The following is a 19,890-nucleotide window of genomic DNA, read 5'->3' on the forward strand; positions in this document are numbered from 1 at the left end:
CGCTTGGCGACGCGGGCGGTCCGCGGTCGGAACCGAGCGACAAGCGGCTGGCGTCGACAATCTTTATGCTACTGGGGACTTTCGAATCGTAACGATGGCTGCCACAGACGAGGAGCTCGAAGACCTTCCGCCGAGCGCGAAGCTCGTTTTCAAAGTACTCGAGTACGACGGGCCGCTCACGCAGAAACAGATCGTCCAGGAATCGATGCTGTCGGCGCGAACGGTGCGCTACGCGCTCGAACGGCTCCAGGAGATCGGGCGAGTCGACGAGGACGTGTACTTCGCCGACGCCCGGCAGAGCCTCTACGAACTCACCGAGGCGGAGCCGGCCGTGGAAGCCGACGGCGGTGCGGAGGACGCCGAGCCGTGCTGCTGTGCCGAGTGACTAGTTCGACGCGACGCTGATCGCCCGCCGCTCGTCTATCGCCCGCTCTAACTCCTCGGCGATCGCCGACCCCCGAGTGACCTGTACGTCGCCGCCGCGGCCGACGGTCGCCGTGAACAGGTACTCGCCGTCGGCCTGCACCTCGACCGTCTCGCCGGCGTGCCCGTCGACCGGGATGACGATGTGGCGCGAGGTGACCTCGGGTTCGACGATCTCGCCGGGCTGGCCGCCGGCGTTGCCGCTGCCACCGCCGCTTCCGCCGCTACCGCTCCGGCCGCCGGGTTTCTCGTCGTGGGTGCGCACGTCGATGTCGATGCCCAGCCGGTTCTCCACGTCGGTGATCCGGCCGCCGCCCTTGCCGATGACCGACGAGATGTCGTCCTCCTCGACGTAGACGACGGCGGTGTCCTGGCTCTTGAGTTCCACGTCGACGTGGCCGCGGGCGATCGAGCGGATCTCCCGTTCGATCTCCTGGCGGGCGATGCGGTCGACGCCGCTCTCGGAGCCGTCCTCGTCGCCGAGCGGGACGGTGACGACCTGCCGGTTGAACGTGTAGATCTCGTACTCCGGCTGGCCCGTCTCGAAGTCGCGGATCATGATGACGGGGCGGGTGAGGTCCTCCTCGGTGAGGCCCTCGGGCACCTTCACCTCGGTCGTCACGTCGTACACCTTGGCGACCTCGCCGGCCTCGATGTACACGACGGTGTCGACGATCTGGGGGATCATGCCGAGTTCGACCCGGCCGACGAGGCGCTGGAGCGCGTCGATGGCTCGGGTCGCGTGGACGACGCCGATCATCCCGACGCCGGCCAGCCGCATGTCGGCGAACACCTCGAAGTCGTCGGTCTTGCGCACCTCGTCGTAGATGGTGTAGTCGGGCCGCACCATCAGCAGGGAGTCGGCCGTCTTCTCCATCTCCCCGCCGAGTTCGGTGTACTGGGTGATCTCCGGGCCGACCTGCAGGTCGCGGGGCTTCTCCATCGTCTTGACCGCGAAGTCGTGGTCCGAGATGTACTCGGCGACGGCCTGCGCGAACGTCGACTTCCCCGCGCCGGGCGACCCGGAGATGAGGACGCCGCGCTTCGATTCGAGCAGGCGCTCTTTCAGTTCGTCGGCGAACTCGTAGTCCTCGATGTCGGTCTTGACGATCGGGCGGACGGCGGTGATCTCGTAGCCGTCCGCGAACGGCGGCTCCGCGACGGCGATCCGGTAGTCCCGGAACTGGACGATCGTCATCCCGTCCTCGGAGAGTTCGACGAACCCCTCGTTTGCCTGCTTCGCGCTCTCGATGACCTCCTGGGCGTACTCCTTCATCTCCGCCTCGGAGGTCGGCTCGTCGCCGACCGGCTCGAAGTGCATCTCGCCGATCTCGCCGCGTTTCGCCATCGGCACCGCGCCCGAGCGCAGGTGGAGACTCATCGTCTGCTCGTCGACCATCTCCTCGAGGGAGAGCTCGCCCACGTCGCGGGTCCGAGGCGTGATGTACTCCACCGCGAGCCCCTTCGCCTCGGCCACCTCGCTCTGGACCACGTCGCTGGTGACGAACGTGGCGTCCAGGTCGGCGGCTATCTCGCGGATCAGCGCGTCGACCTCGCCCTCGCTGGCGTGGCCACGCTCGACCGCGTCGGGGCGCTCGCCGACGTACTCCAGTTCGACCGTCCCCTCGTCGGCCAGTTCCGCGAGGCGCTGGAGCTCGGAGAGCCCGTCCCAGCCGCTCTCGATGCCGTCGTTGGCCTGTGCCTCCAGTTCCGCGACGACGGCCTCGGGGACCTGCACGGTCGCCCCCTCGAACTCGCCGCTCTCGATCCGCTCGGACACGCGGCCGTCGATGACCACGCTCGTGTCCGGAACAACGTTCATGTACCTCACTACGGCGCTCGGCGTTTATAAGGGTGGCCCGGTGGTCGCTGGCATGGAAGCGGCGGTCGATTCCCGCCACTTGAGAACGCCCCCGAACACTTTCGTGTCGAACATATCATCTCGTCGGTATGGATCCGTCGCAGGAGTTCGGACTCGGTGGCTTGAACCGGTTCGTCGAAGCGGATAGTCTCACGGACCAGATCGGTCTCGACGCGGAGGAGATCGCCTGGCGCAAGGAGTTCATCGGCTTCGACGAGGACGACGCGGCGCGGCTGTCCGACCTGGAGCCGCTGCTGCGCGACAACCAGCAGGCGATCGCCGACGCGTTCTACGACAACCTGACGCAGTACGAGCAGACGATCGAGGTGATCAGCCGGTCGCCGAAAAACGTCGAACAGCTAAAGCGGACGCAGAAGGCGTACCTCGTGTCGCTGGCCACCGGCGACTACGACGAGGAGTACTTCGAAAACCGGGCGCTGATCGGCAAACTTCACGAGATACTCGACATGCCCCTCAAGCACTACGTGGGGCAGTACGGGCTGTACTACGACCTCATCCTCTCGCGGGTCGACGAGCGCGTCCAGCGGCAGGTCGTCGCGGCCATCGAGGAGTGGGTCGCCGAGCGCGAGGACGACGAGGGCGGGCTGGACCGCGTCGTCGGCGCGCTCCGCGGGCTGGGGAGCGAGGACGACGGCGAGGAGGGCCTCGACGACTCGCTGGAGGCGACGGTGCGCGACGCCATCCACGACGGGATGCAGGACGTGCTCGCGGTGTTGCGGATCATCAACCTCGACCTGCAGGTTGCAAGCGACACCTACGTCGACTCCTACAGCCAGCGGCTCGAACGCGCGATCGAGAAGCAACAGGCGATCGCTCGGGAGGTCGAACAGGACGTGCAGCCGCCGGTCGTCCAGCTGAAACAGTCGTCCGCGTCGGTCGCCGAGAGCGCGTCGACGATCCACGACCACGCCGAGCGCCAGGCCGCGGGGGTAAACAGCGCCGCCGCCGACATCGAGGAACTCTCCGCCAGCGCCCAGGAGGTCGCCTCGGTCGCCGACGACGTGCGGGAGACCAGCGAGCGCGCGGTCGGCGTCGCCGAGGACGGCACCGAGGCCGGCGAGCGCGCGCTGGAGGCGCTGTCGGCCGTCGAGGAGACGACCGACGAACTGCTCGACGCCGCCGAGCGGGTGGAGGCCCGCGCCGAGGACATCGAGGCGGTCGTCGACCGCGTCGAGGACGTGGTCGACCGGACCGCGGTGCTGGCGACGAACGCGAAGGTCGAGGCGACGCGGGCGTCCGGCGACGGGCCCGCGGCGACCATCGCCGACGAACTGGAGACGTTCGTCGACCGGACGCGCTCGGACATCGAGGAGGTTGCCGACGCGGCCGAGGCCGTCCACGCGGAGGCCGCGGACACCCGCGCGGCCGTCGAGTCGGCGAACGAGCAGGTGCAGGCCGGCCGCGAGGAGGTCGCGGCCGCCGTCGACTCGCTCGACGACCTGGAGGGGACCGTCGAGGACTCCGCCGCCGGTATGCAGGAGGTGGCGGCCGCGGCCGACCAGCAGGCCCGCAACATAACGGCGCTGTCCGAGACCGTCGAGGAGCTCGCGGAGGCGGCCGACGCCGTCGCCGCGGAAGCGGAGACGGTCGCCAGCGCCAGCGAGCAGGGGGCGGCCAGCGCCCGCCACGTCGCCGAGGCGGTCGAGAAACTCGACGTTGACCCGATGGCCGAGGAGCAGAAGCGGCCGTACGAGCAGGTCTGACCCCGCCGGCGGTCGGCGTGCCGTCGCCGTGCCGCCGTAGCCTCTTTGTGAGCCGCCACCCACGCCCGACCATGGACGAGGTCGCCGACCTGACCCGCGAGCTGGTCTCGATCCCCTCCCACGAGGACGAGGCGACCGCGGGCGACCGCATCGAGGCGTGGCTCCGGGCCGAAACCGAGGCCGATGTGCGCCGGGACGACGCCGGCAACGTGTTCGCGCGCCGCGGCGCAGGCGACCGGACGCTCGCGCTGGTCGGCCATCACGACGTCGTGCCGCCGGACGAGTCGCAGGTCGACGCCGACGGCGGCTACGTCGTCGCGGAGCGCGACGCCCGGATCTACGGGCGCGGCGCAGCGGACATGAAGGGCGCAGTCGCGGCCGCGATGTGTGCGTTCCGCGACGCCGAGCCCGCCTGCGAACTCGTCCTCGCCAGCTTCGTCGGCGAGGAGGTCGGCGGCGAGGGCGCACGCCACGCCGTCGACGCGGGCTTTTCGCCGGACTGGGCGGTCGTCGGCGAGGGGTCGACGGGCTACTCCGCGCCGGGGGTGACCGACGTGGCGGTCGCCCACAAGGGCCGGCGCGGGTCGACGGTCGTCGCCCGCGGCGAGGCGGCCCACGCCAGCGAGGCCGAGGCCGGCGAGAACGCGGTGTACCGCGCCTGCGACGCCGTGGACCTGCTCCGCGAAATGGACGCGCCGTCCGTCGCGGTGGCGGGTGAGACGGCGACCGGGAGCGTCGTCGTGACAGGGATCGACGGCGGCTCGGCGTGGAACGTGGTGCCCGAGCACTGCGAGGTCACCGTCGACGAGCGCACGGTCCCCGGCGAGCGCGCGCCGCTGGAGCGCGTCGAGGACGTGCCCGGCGTCGAGTGGACTGTCGATCAGGACCTCCCGCCGATGCGCTGTGGCGACGACGCCTTCGCCGACGCCGCGCTCGCGGCCGCAGCCGAGGCGCAGGACGGCGACCCCGAACGCGTCGTCAAGCCCCACGCAACCGACGCCGGGTGGCTCGCCGAGGCGGGCGTCGACTGCGTGGTCTGCGGCCCGGCCGAGCCCGGGGAGGCACACACCGCCGACGAGAGCGTCTCGGTCGCCGTGCTGGAGCGGTGTTACGAGATCTATCGGCGGGTCGCCGAGCGCGATCCGGCGTGACGGCCGGCCGGTCCCGGCCCCTCGCGAGCCGGTAAAACACGGGATTGATAATCCACGACCGCTTTCGATTCGTAACGATGGCAACGGAAGCCGCCGCTGACGACGTTTCCGAGACGTACGAGCAGTTCCTCGCGAAGGTGAAACGGATCAACAACGTGGGCAACGCCAGCAGCGTCCTCCAGTGGGACCAGGAGGTGATGATGCCGGAGGGCGGCACGCCCGCCCGGTCCCAGCAGCTGTCGGCGCTGTCGGCGCTGCACCACGAACTCCTCACCGACGACGAGATGGGCGCGTACCTCGACGAACTCGAGGACGCCGACCTCGACGACGAGCAGGCCGCCGTCGTCCGCGAGGTGCGCCGCGAGTACGAGCGCGCGACGCGGGTCCCGACCGAACTGGTCGAGGAGATCTCCGAGACCACCTCCGAGGCGCTGCCGAAGTGGGAGCAGGCCAAGGAGGAGGACGACTTCTCGGTCTTCGCCCCGATCCTCGAGGATCTGGTCGAACTCAAGCGCGAGTACGCCGAGCACATCGACCCGGACGCCGACCCGTACGCCGTCCTCTTCGCGGACTACGAGCCGTACCTCGACCTGGAGACGGCCGAGGAGACGCTGACGCGGCTGCGGGAGGAGCTCGTGCCGCTCATCGACGAGATCCGGGAGAGCGACGCCGATCTGGCCTTCGACGCGTTCGACGGCGAGTTCGACGTGGACACGCAGGAGGAACTGACCCGCGACGTGCTCGACACGCTCGGCTACGACTGGGACCGCGGCCGACTCGACACCGCGCCCCACCCGTTCTCGACGGGGACGCAGTTCGACGCCCGCGTCACGACGCGGTTCGACGCGGAAGACCCCCTCGGCGCGCTCACCTCGACGGTCCACGAGTTCGGCCACGCCACGTACACGCTCGGCCTGCCCGACGAGCACTACGGGACGCCGCTGGGCGAATCGCGTGACCTCTCGGTCCACGAGTCCCAGTCCCGGCTCTGGGAGAACCACGTCGGTCGTTCCGAGGCGTTCTGGGAGCGGTTCCTGCCGACGATGAAAGAGCGGTTCCCGCAGCTCGACGACGTGACGCCCGCCGAGGCGTTCGAGGCCGCAAACGAAGTGTACGAGGACAACCTCATCCGCGTCGAGGCGGACGAGCTCACCTACCACATGCACATCGTCGTCCGGTTCGAGATCGAGCGCGAACTCATCGAGGGCGACCTCGCGGTCGAGGACGTGCCCGAGGCCTGGAACGACAAGTACGAGGAGTACCTCGGCGTCCGCCCCGAGACCGACGCGGAGGGCTGTCTGCAGGACATCCACTGGAGCCACGGGAGCTTCGGCTACTTCCCGACGTACTCGCTGGGCAGCGTGCTGGCGGCGCAGCTGTACGCCACCGCCGACGCGGAGATCGACGACCTGGAGACGAAGGTCCGCGAGGGCGAGTACGAGCCGCTCCACGACTGGCTCACCGAGAACGTGCATCGGCACGGCTGCCGGTACACGACGCCGGACCTCATCGAGGAAGCGACCGGCGAGGCCTTCACCGCCGACTACTTCCTCGACTACGTCACCGAGAAGTACGGCGACCTGTACGACCTGTAGGCGGTCCGGACAGCGGACCGCACCACAGCGGTACGAACGGCCACCGGTTATGAACCGTGATACCGCCGGAAAACGCCGCATAACAAAACCCGAATGACCCGTCGCAGGGGGTATGGGAGCCAACGAAGTCCGTACGACCGTTCGAGTGTGGTCCCGCAGAGCCAGGCTGGCGCTGTCGCTGGCGGCGGCGCTGCTCGGCGTCACAGTCGTCGGGATCGGTGCCGTGAGCGCCGTCCGGAAGATCCGGGCCGCCGGGAGCCTCGCCGAACTGGTCCCCGGTCCGGGCGTGGAGTACCTGCTCCTGCCGGAGGCCGGCCTGGCGTTTCTCGGGACGGCACTCGTCTACCTGGCGTGGATCGAGTCGCCGTTCGGCAGGTAGTCGGTCCAGCCCCGCGGCTCCCGGTCCCCCACCGTTTAGACGGTTCGGCCCCAACGACGGCGCATGAACGTCGTTACGCTGCTCCCGTCCGCCACCGAGGTCGTCTACGCGCTCGGCATCGAGCCGGTCGGCGTCTCCCACGAGTGCGACTACCCACCGGCGGCGACCGAACTGCCGTCGATGAACCGGTCGCGGGTCGACCCCGAGGCCAGCAGCGCGGCGATAAACGAACAGGTCGTCGAGGCCGAGCGCGGCGACGGCGTGTACGAGATCGATGTCGCGGCGCTCGACGCCGCCGACCCGGACCTCGTCGTCACCCAGGGTATCTGCGACGTGTGTGCCGTCGACGAGATACTCGTCGAGCGCGCCGTCGAGGAGATCGACGCGAACCCCGAGATCCTCGCGAGCGACCCCCACAGCCTCGCCGACCTGTACGACGACGTGCGTCGCGTCGGCGAAGCGACGGGCCGGACGGAGCGCGCCGCGGAACTGGTCGACTCCCTGCAGTCCCGCGTCGCCGCCGTCGAGGCACGCGCCGCGGAGACGGCCGAGCGCCCCCGCGTCGCCGTGCTGGACTGGATGGAGCCGCCGATGGTGGCCGGCCACTGGGTGCCCGAACTCGTCGAGATCGCGGGCGGCGAGTACGGGCTGGCCGAGCGGGGCGAGCGGTCCCGGCCCCGCGAGTTCACCGAGGTCGCCGCGTACGACCCCGAGGTGCTCGTCGCGGCCCCCTGCGGGTTCGGGCTGGACCGGACGACCGCGAACGCGGCGGAGCTGACCGACCGCGACGAGTGGGACGAGGTCACGGCCGTCCGCGAGGGGCGGGCGTACGCGATGGACGGGAACCACTACATGAACCGGCCGGGCCCGCGGCTGGTCGACACGCTGGAACACCTCGCCGGACTGCTCCACCCCGAGGCGTTCGACCGCCCGCCGGCGGACGTGGCGACGGCGTTCCCGGCGGCCGCGCCGCGGCGATGAGCGACGGGCGGGACCGGCAGCGCCTGATCCTCTCGCGAGCGGCGTACAACCGGATCGTCGAGCACGCCCGCGATGGCACTCCTGAGGAGGTCTGCGGCGTTCTCGGCGGCAGCACGGATCCGGGCGGGGACGGCGACCAGAGGGGGACGCAACGCGTCGACACCGCCCTCGCCGTCGAGAACGTCGCCGACGACCCGCGGACGCGGTACGAACTCGACCCGAGCGAACAGCTCCGCCGGATCGAGGCGATCGAAGGCGACGGCGACGCAGTCGTCGGGTTCTACCACTCACATCCCCGGGGACCGGCGGGGCCGAGCGACACCGACCGCGCGCTGGCGACGTGGCCGGGCATGTCGTACGTCATCGTCTCGCTGGGCGACGGCGACCCCGAAGTCGGCTCGTGGCGCTGGACGGGCGAGCGGTTCGAGGCGGAGCAGGTCGCGGTCGAGGGGTGACGGGCGGTAGGGTGAGAGAGGGCTACCGCATCAGTCCGCCGAGATGGCGCAGGTCTCGGCGTACTCCACGTCGTGCACGGAGTCGATCGCCGGAGCGTCGCCACACACCGGGCAGTCGGGGTTCTTCCGGAGCGGTATCTCGTCGAAGCTCATCTCCATCGCGTCGTACATCAGCACGCGCTCGTCGAGCGTCTCACCCTTGCCGAGGATCAGCTTGACCGTCTCGGTCGCCTGGATACAGCCGACCGTGCCGGGGAGCACGCCGAGCACGCCGGTCGTCGCGCAGTCGGGGACCGTGCCCGCCGGCGGCGCTTCCGGGAACAGACAGCGGTAACACGGCGACTCCTCGTCGCCCGGGAACGTCGTCACCTGCCCCTCGAACCGGAAGATCGCGCCGTGGGAGAACGGGACTCCCGCGAGCGTGCAGTGGTCGTTGATCAGGTAGCGCGTGGCGAAGTTGTCGCTGGCGTCGACGACGTAGTCGTACTCGCCGACCAGATCGGCGACGTTGTCGGCCGAGACGCGCGTCTCGTGGGGGACAGCGTCCACGTCGGGGTTCAGCGTCTCGACGAAGTCGACGGCGCTGTCGGCCTTCGGGCGGCCCACGTCGGCGTCGCCGTGAACGACCTGTCGCTGGAGGTTGCTCCGCTCGACGGCGTCGTCGTCGGCGATCCCGAGCCGGCCGACGCCGGCGGCCGCGAGGTACTGGATGACCGGCGACCCAAGCCCGCCGGCACCGACGACGAGCACAGACGCGTCGAGGAGCCGCTTCTGCCCCTCCGGGCCGACCTCGTCCATGATGACGTGCCGGGAGTAGCGGTCCAACTGCGTCGCGTCCAGGTTCAGGTCGGTCATGGCCGGACGTTGCGGGCCGGTGGGGATAAACCGACCGACGAACCGGCGCGGACGCACCTGACGGCGTCGTCACCTCGGCAGCGAAGACGTTTAGCGGACGGGTTCCCTACCGTGGGGCGATGGTCGAGGAGATCACCCCGGCGGAGCTGGAAGCGAAGCTGGCGGCGGACGAGGACGTGCAGGTCGTGGACATCCGCGAGGAGCGGGCGTTCGAGGCGGGCCACATCCCGGGCGCGGAGAACGTGCCGTTCCCGGAGTTCACGAGCGCCGTCGCCGAGCGCGACTGGGGCGACGAGGTCGTGCTCGCCTGCCCCATCGGGCAGAGTTCGGTGCAGGCGGGGCGGCTGCTGGAGTCCCACGAGGGGGTCGACGAGGGGACGACCGTTGCCTCGCTCGCCGGCGGGTACGACGAGTGGGACGGCGACCTCGAAGACGCCTGATCCCGGCGGTTCTCTCACCTGCGTGTAGCGATCGTGAACCGGTTGTGAGTTGCGACGTAGCGGCGAAATCTGTTCGACCCTCACGATTTATTAGGCTGGTGTGTCATACCATACCGTGTATGGCATCAGCTCCCGACGACTCCGGCGACGACGTGTTCGACCAGTTTCTCTCGCAGCGGGGCCACGAGACGGAGCGAGTAGACTGGGAGACATCATATAACAAGAAGCAGTGTCCGGAGTGCGGCGGGGTCCACGACGACGCGGCGACGGAGTGTTCCGTCTGCGGGTGGGGTCCGGGGCAGTAACGCGACCGCGCGCGGTTCGCAGCCGCGGCCGGTCTGTGACTGCGGTCCGAACGCGTCGGACGGCGATACAATTATAACGAATTATTTCTTCAGGTAGCGATGGAGATAGAAATGCCGGAATGTCAGAACTGCGGGGCGTTCGTCACGGAAGCGTACGCACGAGTGTTCACCCCGCGCGGCGTCGACGACCCCCGCGTCTGTCCGGACTGCAAGGACAAGATACGCGACGGCAGCGAGGTACGCGAGGCTCGGTCCCCGCGCAACACGTAGCGCCCGGCGGTCTCCGCGGGCGAGGCAGAACCCACGGGGCTTATATTCGTCGGGGGCATGAACTGCGACAATGAGTCAGAGCGACACGGCCGTGACCCGGCTGTTCGGCGGTCCGGGAAGCGGGAAAACGACTGCCCTCCTCGACCGTGTCGAGGGCATTCTGGAGGACGATGACGTCGGGATGCGTGACGTGCTCGTCGTCTCCTACACGCGTGCCGCCGCCGCGGAGGTCCGCGAGCGGCTGGCCGAACGGCTCGACGCGAACCCCCGGTCGCTGAAGGGGAACGTCTGTACGATGCACGCGAAGGCGTACGAACTGCTCGACCTCTCCCGGAGCGACGTGGTCGGCGAGGACGACAAACAGGAGTTCTGCGAGGAGTACGGCGTCGAGTTCGAGGACGAGTACGGCGGTGCCGGCCGCCGCACCGCCCGCTCGACCACGATCGGCAACAAGATCATCGCCACGAGCCAGTGGCTCCAGCGGACGAACCGCGACGTGGCCGACTGGTACGACGTGCCGTTCCAGTGGGACGACGAGACGGTGCGCCTGCCGCCGGAGGTCGACGACCGCGCCCAGGAGGGCAACAAGTACACGCCGACCTGGCCCAGCGACGACGACCGGATCGACGTGCCCGAGACGATCCGTGCCTGGCGGTCGTACAAGGGCGAGCACGACCTGGTCGGCTTCGCGGACATGCTCGAACGCGTCCAGCAGCGCTCGCTCCAGCCGAGCGTCGACTACCTCGTCATCGACGAGTTCCAGGACATCACCCAGCTCCAGTACGAGGTGTACGAGGAGTGGAAACCCCACTTAGAGCGCGTGCTCATCGCGGGCGACGACGACCAGGTCGTGTACGCCTGGCAGGGTGCCGACCCGCAGCTCCTGCTGGAGGAGGGCGGCGAGGACGTGATACTGGACACCTCCTACCGCCTCCCCTCGAAGATCCTCCACACCGTCCAGCAGGAGGTCGGCCACATCGAACAGCGCCAGGAGAAGAACCTCTCGCCCCGGACCGAGGGCGGCACCGTCGAGGCCGTCGAGAGCCCGTCGATGCTCGACCTCGTCCGGAACGTCCGCCGGACGATAAACACCGACGACGGGTCGATCATGCTGCTGTTCCGGGCGCGCTACCAGATGTTCCGGTTCATCGACGAGTTCATCACCGAGGGCGTCCCGTTCCAGTGTCTCACCGACCAGCGGATGTGGACCGACCGGCTGGACCAGTACGTCACCGCCGTCGAGCGGATCGACGAGGGGAAGGACGTGACCGGACTGCAGGCCCGCCGGCTCGCGGACATGCTGCAGGAGTCGGCGTTCGGCACGAACGACCGCGACGACCTGTTCGACCACATCGACGAGCGCGAGGAGGCGGCCGACACCGACGACCTCGCGGAGATCATCATCGACTCCGAGGTGGTGAGCGACCACGTGCCGTTCATGCCCGGCCCGGCCTCGGCCTCGGACATGGTCCGGAAGGTCACCAGCTTCCAGACGAAAAGCATGCAGGCGTACTTCGCGTCCGGCGAGTACCGCGACATGGACCGGGACCGCCTCCGCGTCGGCACCATCCACAGCGCGAAGGGCCGCGAGGCCGACCACGTGTTCGTCGGCACCGACCTCACCGAGAAGGTCGTCGAGCAGATGGCCGCGACCGTCGACGACCCGACCGACGTGCCGGGCTGCGAGGAGTTCACCAAGACGACCAGCCCCGTCCCGACGCTGACCGACAACGAGCGCCGCGTCTTCTACGTCGGGATGAGCCGCGCCCGCGAGCGCCTCGTCCTTCTGGAGAACCTCGTCGACGGCGCGCCGACGCTCCCGGTCGACGTGTTGCTCCACAACGAGCCGACCGAAACCGACATCGAGGAACTCATCGACGAAGCCAAGGAGCCCCTAGAGGCGAAGTAGCCGATGGCTCCGCTCGACACCGCCGTCCTCACGGCGGCTGTCGACGAGCGCGACGCCGCCGCGTTCCTCCACGCCGGTATCGCCGCCGAGCCGACGCTCCGCTACTGTACCGGCACGCTCCCCGACTGCGAGGCAGCGTACGTGTACGCGGACGGCGAGGCGACGGTGTTCCTCCCGACGGCGGTGGCGAACTCCCCGGCGTTCGACGCGATGGTGACGGACGCGACGGTCCGAACGACTGACGGCCCCGTCGCGGAGCGGGCGGTCGCCGCCCTCCGTGACCGGGGCGTCTCGGGGACGGTGTTGACGCCGCGCCACGTCCCCCACGACGCCGCGCTGTACGCCGAGCGCGCGGGCTACGAGGTGGCGTCGACCGACGCCGTCGAGCGCGCCCGGGCGGTCAAAACCCCGGCCGAGCGCGACCGGATCGCCACCGCGGGGGCCGCCGCCGAGGCGGGCGTCGAGCGCGCACGCGAACTCCTTGGGGTGGCGCGGGTCGTGGACGGCCGCCTGCGGTACGACGGGGAGCCGGTGACGCCGCGCCGCCTCCGGGGGGTCGTCGACGACGCGATCCGTGCCGGCGGCGCGTCCCCCGCGAACGCCACGCGCATCTCGGTCGCCGGGGACCGTCGAACCGCCGACGACCCGGTCGAAGCCGGCCGGACGGTCGTCGTCCGCGTCGCGCCGCGGGAGCCGAGCGGCTACCGCGCCGCGCTGACCCGGACGGTCGTCGTCGAGGGCGAGGGCGGGTGGGAGCGCCGCGCCCAGCTCGCCGTCGAGCGGGCGCTCGACTCGGCGCTGCGCGAACTGGAAGCCGGCGTCCCGGCGTCGACGGTCCGCGAGGAGGTCATGATCGAGTGTGGCGCGTACGGCTTCGCCGACGACGCGCTCCCGGCGAGCGCGGGCCACGGCGTCGGGCTCGCGGCACGGGAACGCCCGGACCTGACTACGGACGCGTCGCTGTCGGCGGGAACCGTGCTGGCGATAACGCCGTCCGTGACCGACCCGTCGGGCGGCGAGGTGGCCCTTTCGGATCTGGTCGCCGTCACCGAGGACGGGTACGAGCCGCTGGCGACTGCCGAGCGGTCGCTGGAGCCGTAGCCGGATCTACTCCTCGTCGTCTTTCGCGACCGTCCCGGCGACGCGTTCGGCCGCCTCGGCCGGCAGGTCGCCGGGCGTCGTCAGGTACTCCTCGGCGGCCACCATGAGGACTGCGATGGCGAGAAACGCCGCGCCGAGCGCCGTCCGACCCGACAGCAGGAAGTCGGCACCGACGTAGACGACGGGGATCGCGAAGACGAGCGTCGCGCCCAGCTGGAGCGTGCCGATGATGCCGCGACTCATTCGCCCGGTCGTACTCCCCGGACGGGCAAAAGTCCGTCCGTCCGCGTCGAAGAGGCTCCGTCCGAGTCGGGAGGGTTTTGCCCTGGCGGCACCGACTGTCCGCCATGTTCACCGGCATCGTCGAGGGGACGGGTGAGGTGCTGGCCACGGAGCCGACCGAAGACGGACTGCGCCTCCGGATCGGCACCGGGTTCGAGACGCTGGCACACGGACAGAGCGTCAGCGTCAGCGGGGCCTGCCTCACCGTCGAGGAACACGGCGACGGGGCAGACGGCCAGTGGTTCGAGACGTTCCTCGCGGCGGAGACGCGGGCAAAGACCCATCTCGGTGCGCTGGCGGCGGGCGACCGCGTCAATCTGGAGCGCGCGCTCCGGGCGGACGACCGGCTCGACGGCCACTTCGTGCAGGGCCACGTCGACACGACGACAGAGGTCGTCGACGTGCGCGAGGTCGGCGAGGACTGGGAGTTCGAGTTCGCGTTACCCGAGGACCACGGCCGGTACGTCGTCGACAAGGGGTCGGTGACGGTCGACGGGATCAGCCTCACCGTCGCCGAGCGCGGCCCGGAGACGTTCACGGTCGCCGTCGTCCCGACGACGTACGACCTGACGACGCTGTCCGAGAAGGTCCCGGGTGACCCCGTCAACGTCGAGGTGGACGTGATCGCGAAGTACGCCGAGCAGCTGGTCGACGGGTACTGACCCGGGCCCGACGGGCGAGGGACCGACTCAGTCCCGGATCGACCCGTCGAACTCCGCGCGCTCGGGCGACGCGTCGGCGTCCTGCTCGGCCCCCGCGTCGAACGCCTCGTAGGCGGCGCGGTAGCGGTCGATCTTCCGGTAGAGGTAGTAGCCGGCCGCGCCGACGTAGAGGACGACGTACGCGACGAACGAGAGCCCCATCGAGAGGTCGGTCGCGTCGGCGATGATGCCCGGCGCGACGCCGACCGACGCGTTGTACGTGGCGTGGACGAACGCCGCGATCAGGATCCCCTTCACGACGATCGGCCCGGCCTGCTCGCGGTTGAACTTCGCCAGCCCGAGGTAGTAACCGGCGATGCCGGAGTAGACGACGTGGCCCGGTCCCGCCAGCGCCCTGACGAACGCGATGCTGAACACGCCGCCCTCCGCGAACCGGGCGATGTACAGCGCGTTCTCGATGGTGGCGAAGCCGAGGCCGGCGGCCGCCCCGTACACCGCGCCGTCGACGACGGAGTCGAAGCGGTCGCTCCGGTACGGGTGGAGCCGGACCGCGAGCAGCTTCACCGTCTCCTCGACGGGCCCGACGACGAGGTAGAAAAACAGGACGCTACCCACGCCGAACGTCCCGAACTGGACCGCCTGCAGGATGCTCCCGAAGTCGTTCAGGACCCCGGCGAAGCCGGCAAAGAGAACGCCGAGCACGAACGTCCCGAGCAGCAGTCCGACCGGTTCCTCGCTCGTCACGTCTATCCGCCGGAAGTACGCCGCGAGCAGCAGCGCCGGGACCGCCGACAGCAACACGAACCCCCAGACTGCCGGGTCCCGAACGTCCCCGAGCGCGCCGACTGCGACCAGCGCGATCAGCAACACCACGCCCAGCAGTATCAGTAGCCAGCGGCCGATGGGCCGGAGGCTCCCGTACACCGATACGGCGAGTCTGTCGACGGCCGTCCGCGGCTCCCAGCTTGCGATGTCGTACAGGTCCTGCGAACCGTCCGACGCGCGCTCGACCGGGTCGCGACCGGGTGGCATGCCCCGACGTACAACCGGAGGCCGTGTAACGTTTTGCCCCTTATATAATACGAATGTAATAATATACCATAATCTGTTTTAGGGTGGGGTTTAACAACGACGATTCCGCAGAACCGGTACCATGTTTAGCAATAGTAGGGGGATCCACTACACGTCGCCGCCGACAGCGGACGACGAGGACACAGCCGACGAGACGGCACGAAGCGACCGAGCCGACGAGCCGACCGACGCACCGACCGCCGACACCGCCCCGACTGCCGACACCGCCGTGACCGAGGCGGACGCGAACTGGACGGGCGACGTCCCCGCCGACGACTGACACTTCGACCGTACGACCCAGCCGATAGCAGGACGCGGAGCGACGGCTGTAGCCAGCAGCTGGTTCCCGCCCGTCGTCGGCCAGCGCGCCGGACCGGTCCGCCGGTCGGGTCGCGTTCCGGACGGTTCAAATCCCTCGCCCGCCAACGCCGCGATATGCATTTCGACCAGCGAACGCAGCGGGCGCTCCGCGACGCCGGCCTCGACGACACGGCGCTCGCGGCCGCCTCGGAGGCGGTCGTCGACGCGACGCGCGAGGCCGCCGCCGACCTGGAGGCGTTCTTCGAGGACCGCGGGACGGTCTACTCCGACATGGAGATGGCCCACTCCGCGAGCGACTACCCCGAGCACGCCGTCGACTACCTCGACCTGACGACACACGCCGACGAACTGCGCGGCTGGCTCCGCTTCGACTCCTGGGGTGTCTACGTCGAGGACGGCCGCGTGCTGGACGACGGGCTCGTCGAACTGACGCTCGGGCCGACGGTCCACGACCGGGTTCGCTTCGCGGACTCGCGCGACCGCCTGCGATGACGAGCGTTCGCGTCCGCGGCATCTACACCACCGCGCTGACCGAGCGCCTCCGCGGCGAGTACGACGTGGTGCAGGCGTCGCCGCCGATCCGCCGCCGCTTCGACGCCGCGTTCGAGGTGGCCCCGGCCGACGTTCGGATCGACACCACCGACGACAGGCAGGGCGTGTCGGTCTCCGGCGCGCCCGACGCGGTCGACGCCGTCGCCGAGAACCTGGGCGCGGTCGGCCGCGACGCGTTCGCCTGGGACGACACCGCGGCGCTCGGTGCCGTGTTCGACGGCCGCGTCACCGAGACGCTGGGCAGCGGCGCGGTCGTCTCGCTCGACGGCGACCGGGAGGGGTTTCTCCCCTTCCGCGCCGTCGACGGCTACGTCGACGACGGCGACCACGTCCGGGTGCAGGTCCGTGAGCCAGCGCCGCCGTGGGGCGACGACCGGCCGCTGCTGGGCGACGCGATGCGCGTTCCGGGCGGGCTCGTGACGCTCGCGCGGGACCGGGACGGCGTCTCGGCCGACGCCGCCGGCGAGCGCGCGACCGAACTCGTCCGGACGACCGAACTGCTGTCCGCCGAGCCGCCGGACGGCTGGGGCGTCCGCTGGGAGCGGGCGGCCGCGGACGCCGACATGGACGCGCTGGGCGACGCGCTCGACGCCGCCGCGGACCGCGCCGACGCGCTGGCCGGGGACCTCGCCGACGCGCCGTCGCCCGGCGAGCAAGCGCCCGCGCTCGTCGCCGCGCCGTCCGCGACGCGGTGGGTGTGGTTCGGCCGCGAGTGCCGGTTCGAACTGGACGATGCCCGCCGGGCCGTCGAGACGACGATGCCGGGCCACCACCGGACGAAGGCCGCCCACCGCGCCGCCAGCTCCGCGGTCGACTTCGTCGAGAGCGTCGTCGACGCCGACGACCTTGCGAACCGCGAGTTCCCGTTCGACGCCGTCGCCGAGCAGTACGGGCCGGCGGCGGGCGACGATCTGGCCATCGTCCACGGCAAACCCGACGGCCGCTGCTACACCCTCGGCGAGGGCGAGGTAACGGACTTCGACCCGGACGGGAAGCTGACTGTCAAACGGACGATCCGCGGCAGCGGCACGTACGACGCGCTCGGCACGGAACGCGAGCGCGGCGACGCCGCCATCACGAAGATCACCGAGGGCCGCTGGTGGTACCCGACCGTCTACCGCGGCGAGGACGGCGAGCGGAAAGGAACCTACGTCAACGTCTGCACGCCGGTCGAGGTGTTCCCCGACGGCGTCCGCTACGTCGACCTGCACGTCGACGTGATCAAACGTCCCGACGGCGAGGTGACGGTGGTCGACGAGGACGAACTCGACGCCGCGGTCGCGGCCGGGAACGTCTCCGAGGCGCTGGCTGAGAAGGCGAGAAGCGTCGCGAAGGCGGTCGAGAGCGCGCTATAGGTGGTCCTTGCCGGGGTTGGACGACCCCCAGTCGCCGCGCCCGCCTTCGGTCCGGTCGACGCCCATGATGCTCTCGGCCTGGTCGACGCCGAGGGTCTCGCCGGATTCGGGCACCCGCACCGTCACGTCCTCGACCTCCGGCCACTTGAGCAGGTCCGCCTCGATGTTGCCCGAGGTCACCTCGCTCACGTCACAGCCCGAACAGCCGCCGCCGAGTTCGACGACCACCTCGCCGGTCTCGGGGTCGGCCTTCCGGACGGAGCTCGTCCCGCCGTGCATCTGAATGATCGGCATCTGCTGGACGAGCCACGTCTCGATCCGCTCCGCGAGGGGTTCCTCGGAGTCGGGGTCTTCGGGTGAGCCGATGGTCATTGCTCGCGAGTACGTACTCCAGGTACGGGAAGGTTTGGATCCCGGTGGGCGGATTTCGGGAACGATCGTGAGGGTTCGGGCCTGACGCGGCCGGTTACGGGGCCGGCGGGTCAGTCCCGGCGGAGACGACGCAGGCCGAGGCCGAGGCCGGCGAGCGCCGCACCGACGCCGAAGCCGGGCATACCCCCGCCGTCGCTGTCGTCGCTGCTGTTGTCGCTGCCGCCGTCGCCGCTTCCGTCATCGCTGCCGCCGCTCCCGTCGCCGTCAGCGGTGGTACCGTCGTCCATCGCGGTGGTCGTCTCGTCCATCCCCGTCGTCGTGGTGCCGTCGTCCATCGCGGTGGTCGTAGTCGTCGTGGTCGACTCGGACCCGGATCCGGACCCGTCCTCCATCAGCGACGGCGGGTCGGACTGTTCGCCGGCCTCGTCGGGGAAGGTAAACACCGCGGCGACATCCGTGTTCTCCAGCCCCGTCCCGAGGCTGGTCGCGGCGAAGAACTCGCCCTCGACGCCCGCCTGGGCCGTCCAGAAGCTCGTCTCGTCGGGCATGCGCCACCACGACAGCTGTTCCGGGTTCGCGGGGTCGCTCACGTCGAACAGCTTGACGCCGCCGTTGTACCACGACGTGTACAGCCGGTCACCGACCCAGTCGAAGTTGTGGGAGGTGGTCCACGTGCCGCCCTGGTAGGCGTTGTTCCCGGACTCCTCGGGTTCGATCGTCGACACCTTCTCGGGCGACTCGGGGTCGGAGATGTCCCAGAAGTCGATCCCGCTGGGACCGCCCGAGCCGTTGTTGTTGATGTCCCAGGTCTCGGCACCGACGGCGACCATGGTGCCGTCGGCGTTGGGCTGGACGTAGTGGGAGTTCCCCAGCGGCTCGAATCCGGCGAGCTGGGAGCCGCCGCCCTGCAGATCCGACAGGCTGTAATCGCCGAAGTGGGTGATGTATTCGGGGTTGGTCGGGTCGCTCACGTCGAGCACCCAGGTCCCCGAGTCCCAGTGTGCGAGGTACGCCCGGTCGTCCTGCACGTAGATGTCGTGGAGCGACCGCCGGCCGGCCGGCACCTCTGCCCACGCCGAGTCGTATTCGAGCTGCGACCAGCGTGCGATCTCCTCCTGGGACTCGATGTCGACGACGACCATCGGGTACGCGCCCTCGTCGTAGGCGGTCAGGTACGCGTGACTCCCGTGGAGGAAGGAGTTGTGGATCGGGAACTCAGTCGGGTAGAACTCCTCGATGGACGCGTCCGTCGGCGAGCTGATGTCGACGGTGAAGAAGCCGGAGACCTGGCCGCTGTTGGCCGGCCCGACGACGATCATGTGGTCGCCGTCCTGCTTCACGTCGTAGATCTGTCCGAGCGGGCCGTTCTCGCTGTCGGGCTGTAGCCCGCGCTCCTCGATGAGCAGTTCCGGGGACGCCGGGTTCGAGAGGTCGAACACCGCGAAGCCGTCGGTGAGCGCGACGTAGGCAGTCGTGCCGTCGTCGCCCATCACCAGTTCCTTCGCGTTGGGGATGTCGTACCGGCCGATCGGTTCGTAGCCGTCTTCCTGGGTCGCGGTGCTGCCCGACGCCGCCGCGGGAACAGCCGCCGCGAGTCCGGCCGCACCCGTCGCCTTCAGCACGCTCCGCCGGAGGACACTCCGCTCGTCTGGGGACTCCATACCCCCACATGTGGCCGACCTGTAATAAAACTGTGTTGTACGAACCTCGAAAACGGGACTATCGCGTTGCCGTGCGGCGGTCATTAGTCTCCTGTGCTGGCACTGGCGCGGTCCCTCAGCGCCGCATTCGGGACCGGTCACCGGTTCCTAACGCTGGCACTGGCG

General features: G+C 69.9%; 22 protein-coding genes. 16 read left to right on the forward strand and 6 right to left on the reverse strand.

Features of this window, described 5'->3' with window-relative positions:
* Nucleotides 1-94: 94 nt before the first annotated feature.
* Entirely contained in the window at nt 95-385 is a 291-nt protein-coding gene (locus D8896_RS08625; RefSeq protein WP_121821697.1) for a MarR family transcriptional regulator, read from the forward strand.
* Here D8896_RS08625 and D8896_RS08630 read toward each other — a convergent pair whose 3' ends face one another.
* Nucleotides 386-2,245, reverse strand: a complete 1,860-nt coding sequence (locus D8896_RS08630) for a PINc/VapC family ATPase (protein ID WP_121821698.1) — start codon at nt 2,243-2,245, stop codon at nt 386-388. It abuts the gene before it with no gap.
* A gap of 128 nt (nt 2,246-2,373) precedes the next feature.
* Between D8896_RS08630 and D8896_RS08635 the strand changes: the two genes are divergently transcribed.
* The 6 genes from D8896_RS08635 (at nt 2,374) to D8896_RS08660 (ending at nt 8,569) form a co-directional block, all read left to right on the forward strand.
* Complete coding sequence (locus D8896_RS08635) at nt 2,374-4,008, forward strand: globin-coupled sensor protein (protein ID WP_121821699.1); 1,635 nt, start codon at nt 2,374-2,376, stop codon at nt 4,006-4,008.
* A 71-nt stretch (nt 4,009-4,079) separates the two neighbouring features.
* Nucleotides 4,080-5,159, forward strand: coding sequence for a M20 family metallopeptidase (locus tag D8896_RS08640; protein ID WP_121821700.1), 1,080 nt, complete (start codon nt 4,080-4,082; stop codon nt 5,157-5,159).
* Nucleotides 5,160-5,236: 77 nt separating this feature from the next.
* Nucleotides 5,237-6,754, forward strand: coding sequence for a carboxypeptidase M32 (locus tag D8896_RS08645; protein WP_121821701.1), 1,518 nt, complete (start codon nt 5,237-5,239; stop codon nt 6,752-6,754).
* A 112-nt stretch (nt 6,755-6,866) separates the two neighbouring features.
* Nucleotides 6,867-7,133, forward strand: coding sequence for a hypothetical protein (locus D8896_RS08650; protein ID WP_121821702.1), 267 nt, complete (start codon nt 6,867-6,869; stop codon nt 7,131-7,133).
* Nucleotides 7,134-7,196: 63 nt separating this feature from the next.
* Nucleotides 7,197-8,114, forward strand: coding sequence for an ABC transporter substrate-binding protein (locus D8896_RS08655; RefSeq protein ID WP_121821703.1), 918 nt, complete (start codon nt 7,197-7,199; stop codon nt 8,112-8,114).
* Nucleotides 8,111-8,569, forward strand: coding sequence for a desampylase (locus D8896_RS08660; RefSeq protein ID WP_121821704.1), 459 nt, complete (start codon nt 8,111-8,113; stop codon nt 8,567-8,569). The genes D8896_RS08655 and D8896_RS08660 overlap by 4 nt, the downstream gene beginning before the upstream one ends.
* Before the next feature lie 30 nt (nt 8,570-8,599).
* Here the strand turns inward: D8896_RS08660 and ubaA are convergent, their stop codons facing one another.
* Entirely contained in the window at nt 8,600-9,424 is an 825-nt protein-coding gene (gene ubaA / locus D8896_RS08665) for an SAMP-activating enzyme E1 (RefSeq protein ID WP_121821705.1), read from the reverse strand.
* 119 nt (nt 9,425-9,543) lie between these two features.
* On the opposite strand from ubaA, the gene D8896_RS08670 reads away from it, so the two are divergent.
* The 5 genes from D8896_RS08670 (at nt 9,544) to D8896_RS08685 (ending at nt 13,449) form a co-directional block, all read left to right on the forward strand.
* Nucleotides 9,544-9,864 carry a rhodanese-like domain-containing protein gene (locus tag D8896_RS08670; RefSeq protein WP_121821706.1) on the forward strand — a complete coding sequence of 107 codons (321 nt, stop codon included), beginning with the start codon at nt 9,544-9,546 and terminating at the stop codon, nt 9,862-9,864.
* A 119-nt stretch (nt 9,865-9,983) separates the two neighbouring features.
* A complete protein-coding gene (locus tag D8896_RS08675; RefSeq protein ID WP_121821707.1) occupies nt 9,984-10,169 on the forward strand; it encodes an HVO_0416 family zinc finger protein in 186 nt (61 codons plus the stop codon).
* 111 nt (nt 10,170-10,280) lie between these two features.
* A complete protein-coding gene (locus D8896_RS19325; RefSeq protein ID WP_449271847.1) occupies nt 10,281-10,439 on the forward strand; it encodes a DUF7563 family protein in 159 nt (52 codons plus the stop codon).
* A 70-nt stretch (nt 10,440-10,509) separates the two neighbouring features.
* The gene (locus D8896_RS08680; RefSeq protein ID WP_121821708.1) at nt 10,510-12,348 is read left to right on the forward strand and encodes a UvrD-helicase domain-containing protein; all 1,839 of its coding nucleotides are present in this window, start codon (nt 10,510-10,512) and stop codon (nt 12,346-12,348) included.
* 3 nt (nt 12,349-12,351) lie between these two features.
* Entirely contained in the window at nt 12,352-13,449 is a 1,098-nt protein-coding gene (locus D8896_RS08685) for a M24 family metallopeptidase (RefSeq protein WP_121821709.1), read from the forward strand.
* Nucleotides 13,450-13,455: 6 nt separating this feature from the next.
* Here D8896_RS08685 and D8896_RS08690 read toward each other — a convergent pair whose 3' ends face one another.
* Nucleotides 13,456-13,692: a DUF7533 family protein gene (locus D8896_RS08690; RefSeq protein ID WP_121821710.1), complete on the reverse strand. Its 237-nt coding sequence runs from the start codon at nt 13,690-13,692 to the stop codon at nt 13,456-13,458.
* Between the two features lie 104 nt (nt 13,693-13,796).
* Here D8896_RS08690 and D8896_RS08695 point away from each other — a divergent pair, with 104 nt between their 5' ends.
* Nucleotides 13,797-14,393, forward strand: a complete 597-nt coding sequence (locus D8896_RS08695) for a riboflavin synthase (RefSeq protein ID WP_121821711.1) — start codon at nt 13,797-13,799, stop codon at nt 14,391-14,393.
* A 27-nt stretch (nt 14,394-14,420) separates the two neighbouring features.
* Here D8896_RS08695 and D8896_RS08700 read toward each other — a convergent pair whose 3' ends face one another.
* Nucleotides 14,421-15,425, reverse strand: coding sequence for a PrsW family intramembrane metalloprotease (locus D8896_RS08700; RefSeq protein ID WP_121821712.1), 1,005 nt, complete (start codon nt 15,423-15,425; stop codon nt 14,421-14,423).
* A 121-nt stretch (nt 15,426-15,546) separates the two neighbouring features.
* On the opposite strand from D8896_RS08700, the gene D8896_RS08705 reads away from it, so the two are divergent.
* From D8896_RS08705 to D8896_RS08715, 3 genes are all read left to right on the forward strand, one after another.
* Entirely contained in the window at nt 15,547-15,744 is a 198-nt protein-coding gene (locus tag D8896_RS08705) for a hypothetical protein (RefSeq protein ID WP_121821713.1), read from the forward strand.
* Nucleotides 15,745-15,899: 155 nt separating this feature from the next.
* Entirely contained in the window at nt 15,900-16,277 is a 378-nt protein-coding gene (locus D8896_RS08710) for a DUF7532 family protein (protein WP_121821714.1), read from the forward strand.
* On the forward strand, nt 16,274-17,692 hold the full coding sequence (locus D8896_RS08715; protein ID WP_121821715.1) for a DUF402 domain-containing protein: 1,419 nt from the start codon (nt 16,274-16,276) through the stop codon (nt 17,690-17,692). The genes D8896_RS08710 and D8896_RS08715 overlap by 4 nt, the downstream gene beginning before the upstream one ends.
* Here the strand turns inward: D8896_RS08715 and D8896_RS08720 are convergent.
* The gene (locus D8896_RS08720; RefSeq protein ID WP_121821716.1) at nt 17,687-18,064 is read right to left on the reverse strand and encodes a NifU family protein; all 378 of its coding nucleotides are present in this window, start codon (nt 18,062-18,064) and stop codon (nt 17,687-17,689) included. The genes D8896_RS08715 and D8896_RS08720 overlap by 6 nt on opposite strands.
* 110 nt (nt 18,065-18,174) lie before the next feature.
* Nucleotides 18,175-19,725 carry an LVIVD repeat-containing protein gene (locus D8896_RS08725; protein ID WP_162991509.1) on the reverse strand — a complete coding sequence of 517 codons (1,551 nt, stop codon included), beginning with the start codon at nt 19,723-19,725 and terminating at the stop codon, nt 18,175-18,177.
* Nucleotides 19,726-19,890 lie beyond the last annotated feature (165 nt).

The sequence above is a fragment of the Halostella salina genome (genome assembly GCF_003675855.1).
In the GTDB taxonomy this organism is placed as follows: Archaea; Halobacteriota; Halobacteria; order Halobacteriales; family Natronoarchaeaceae; genus Halostella; species Halostella salina.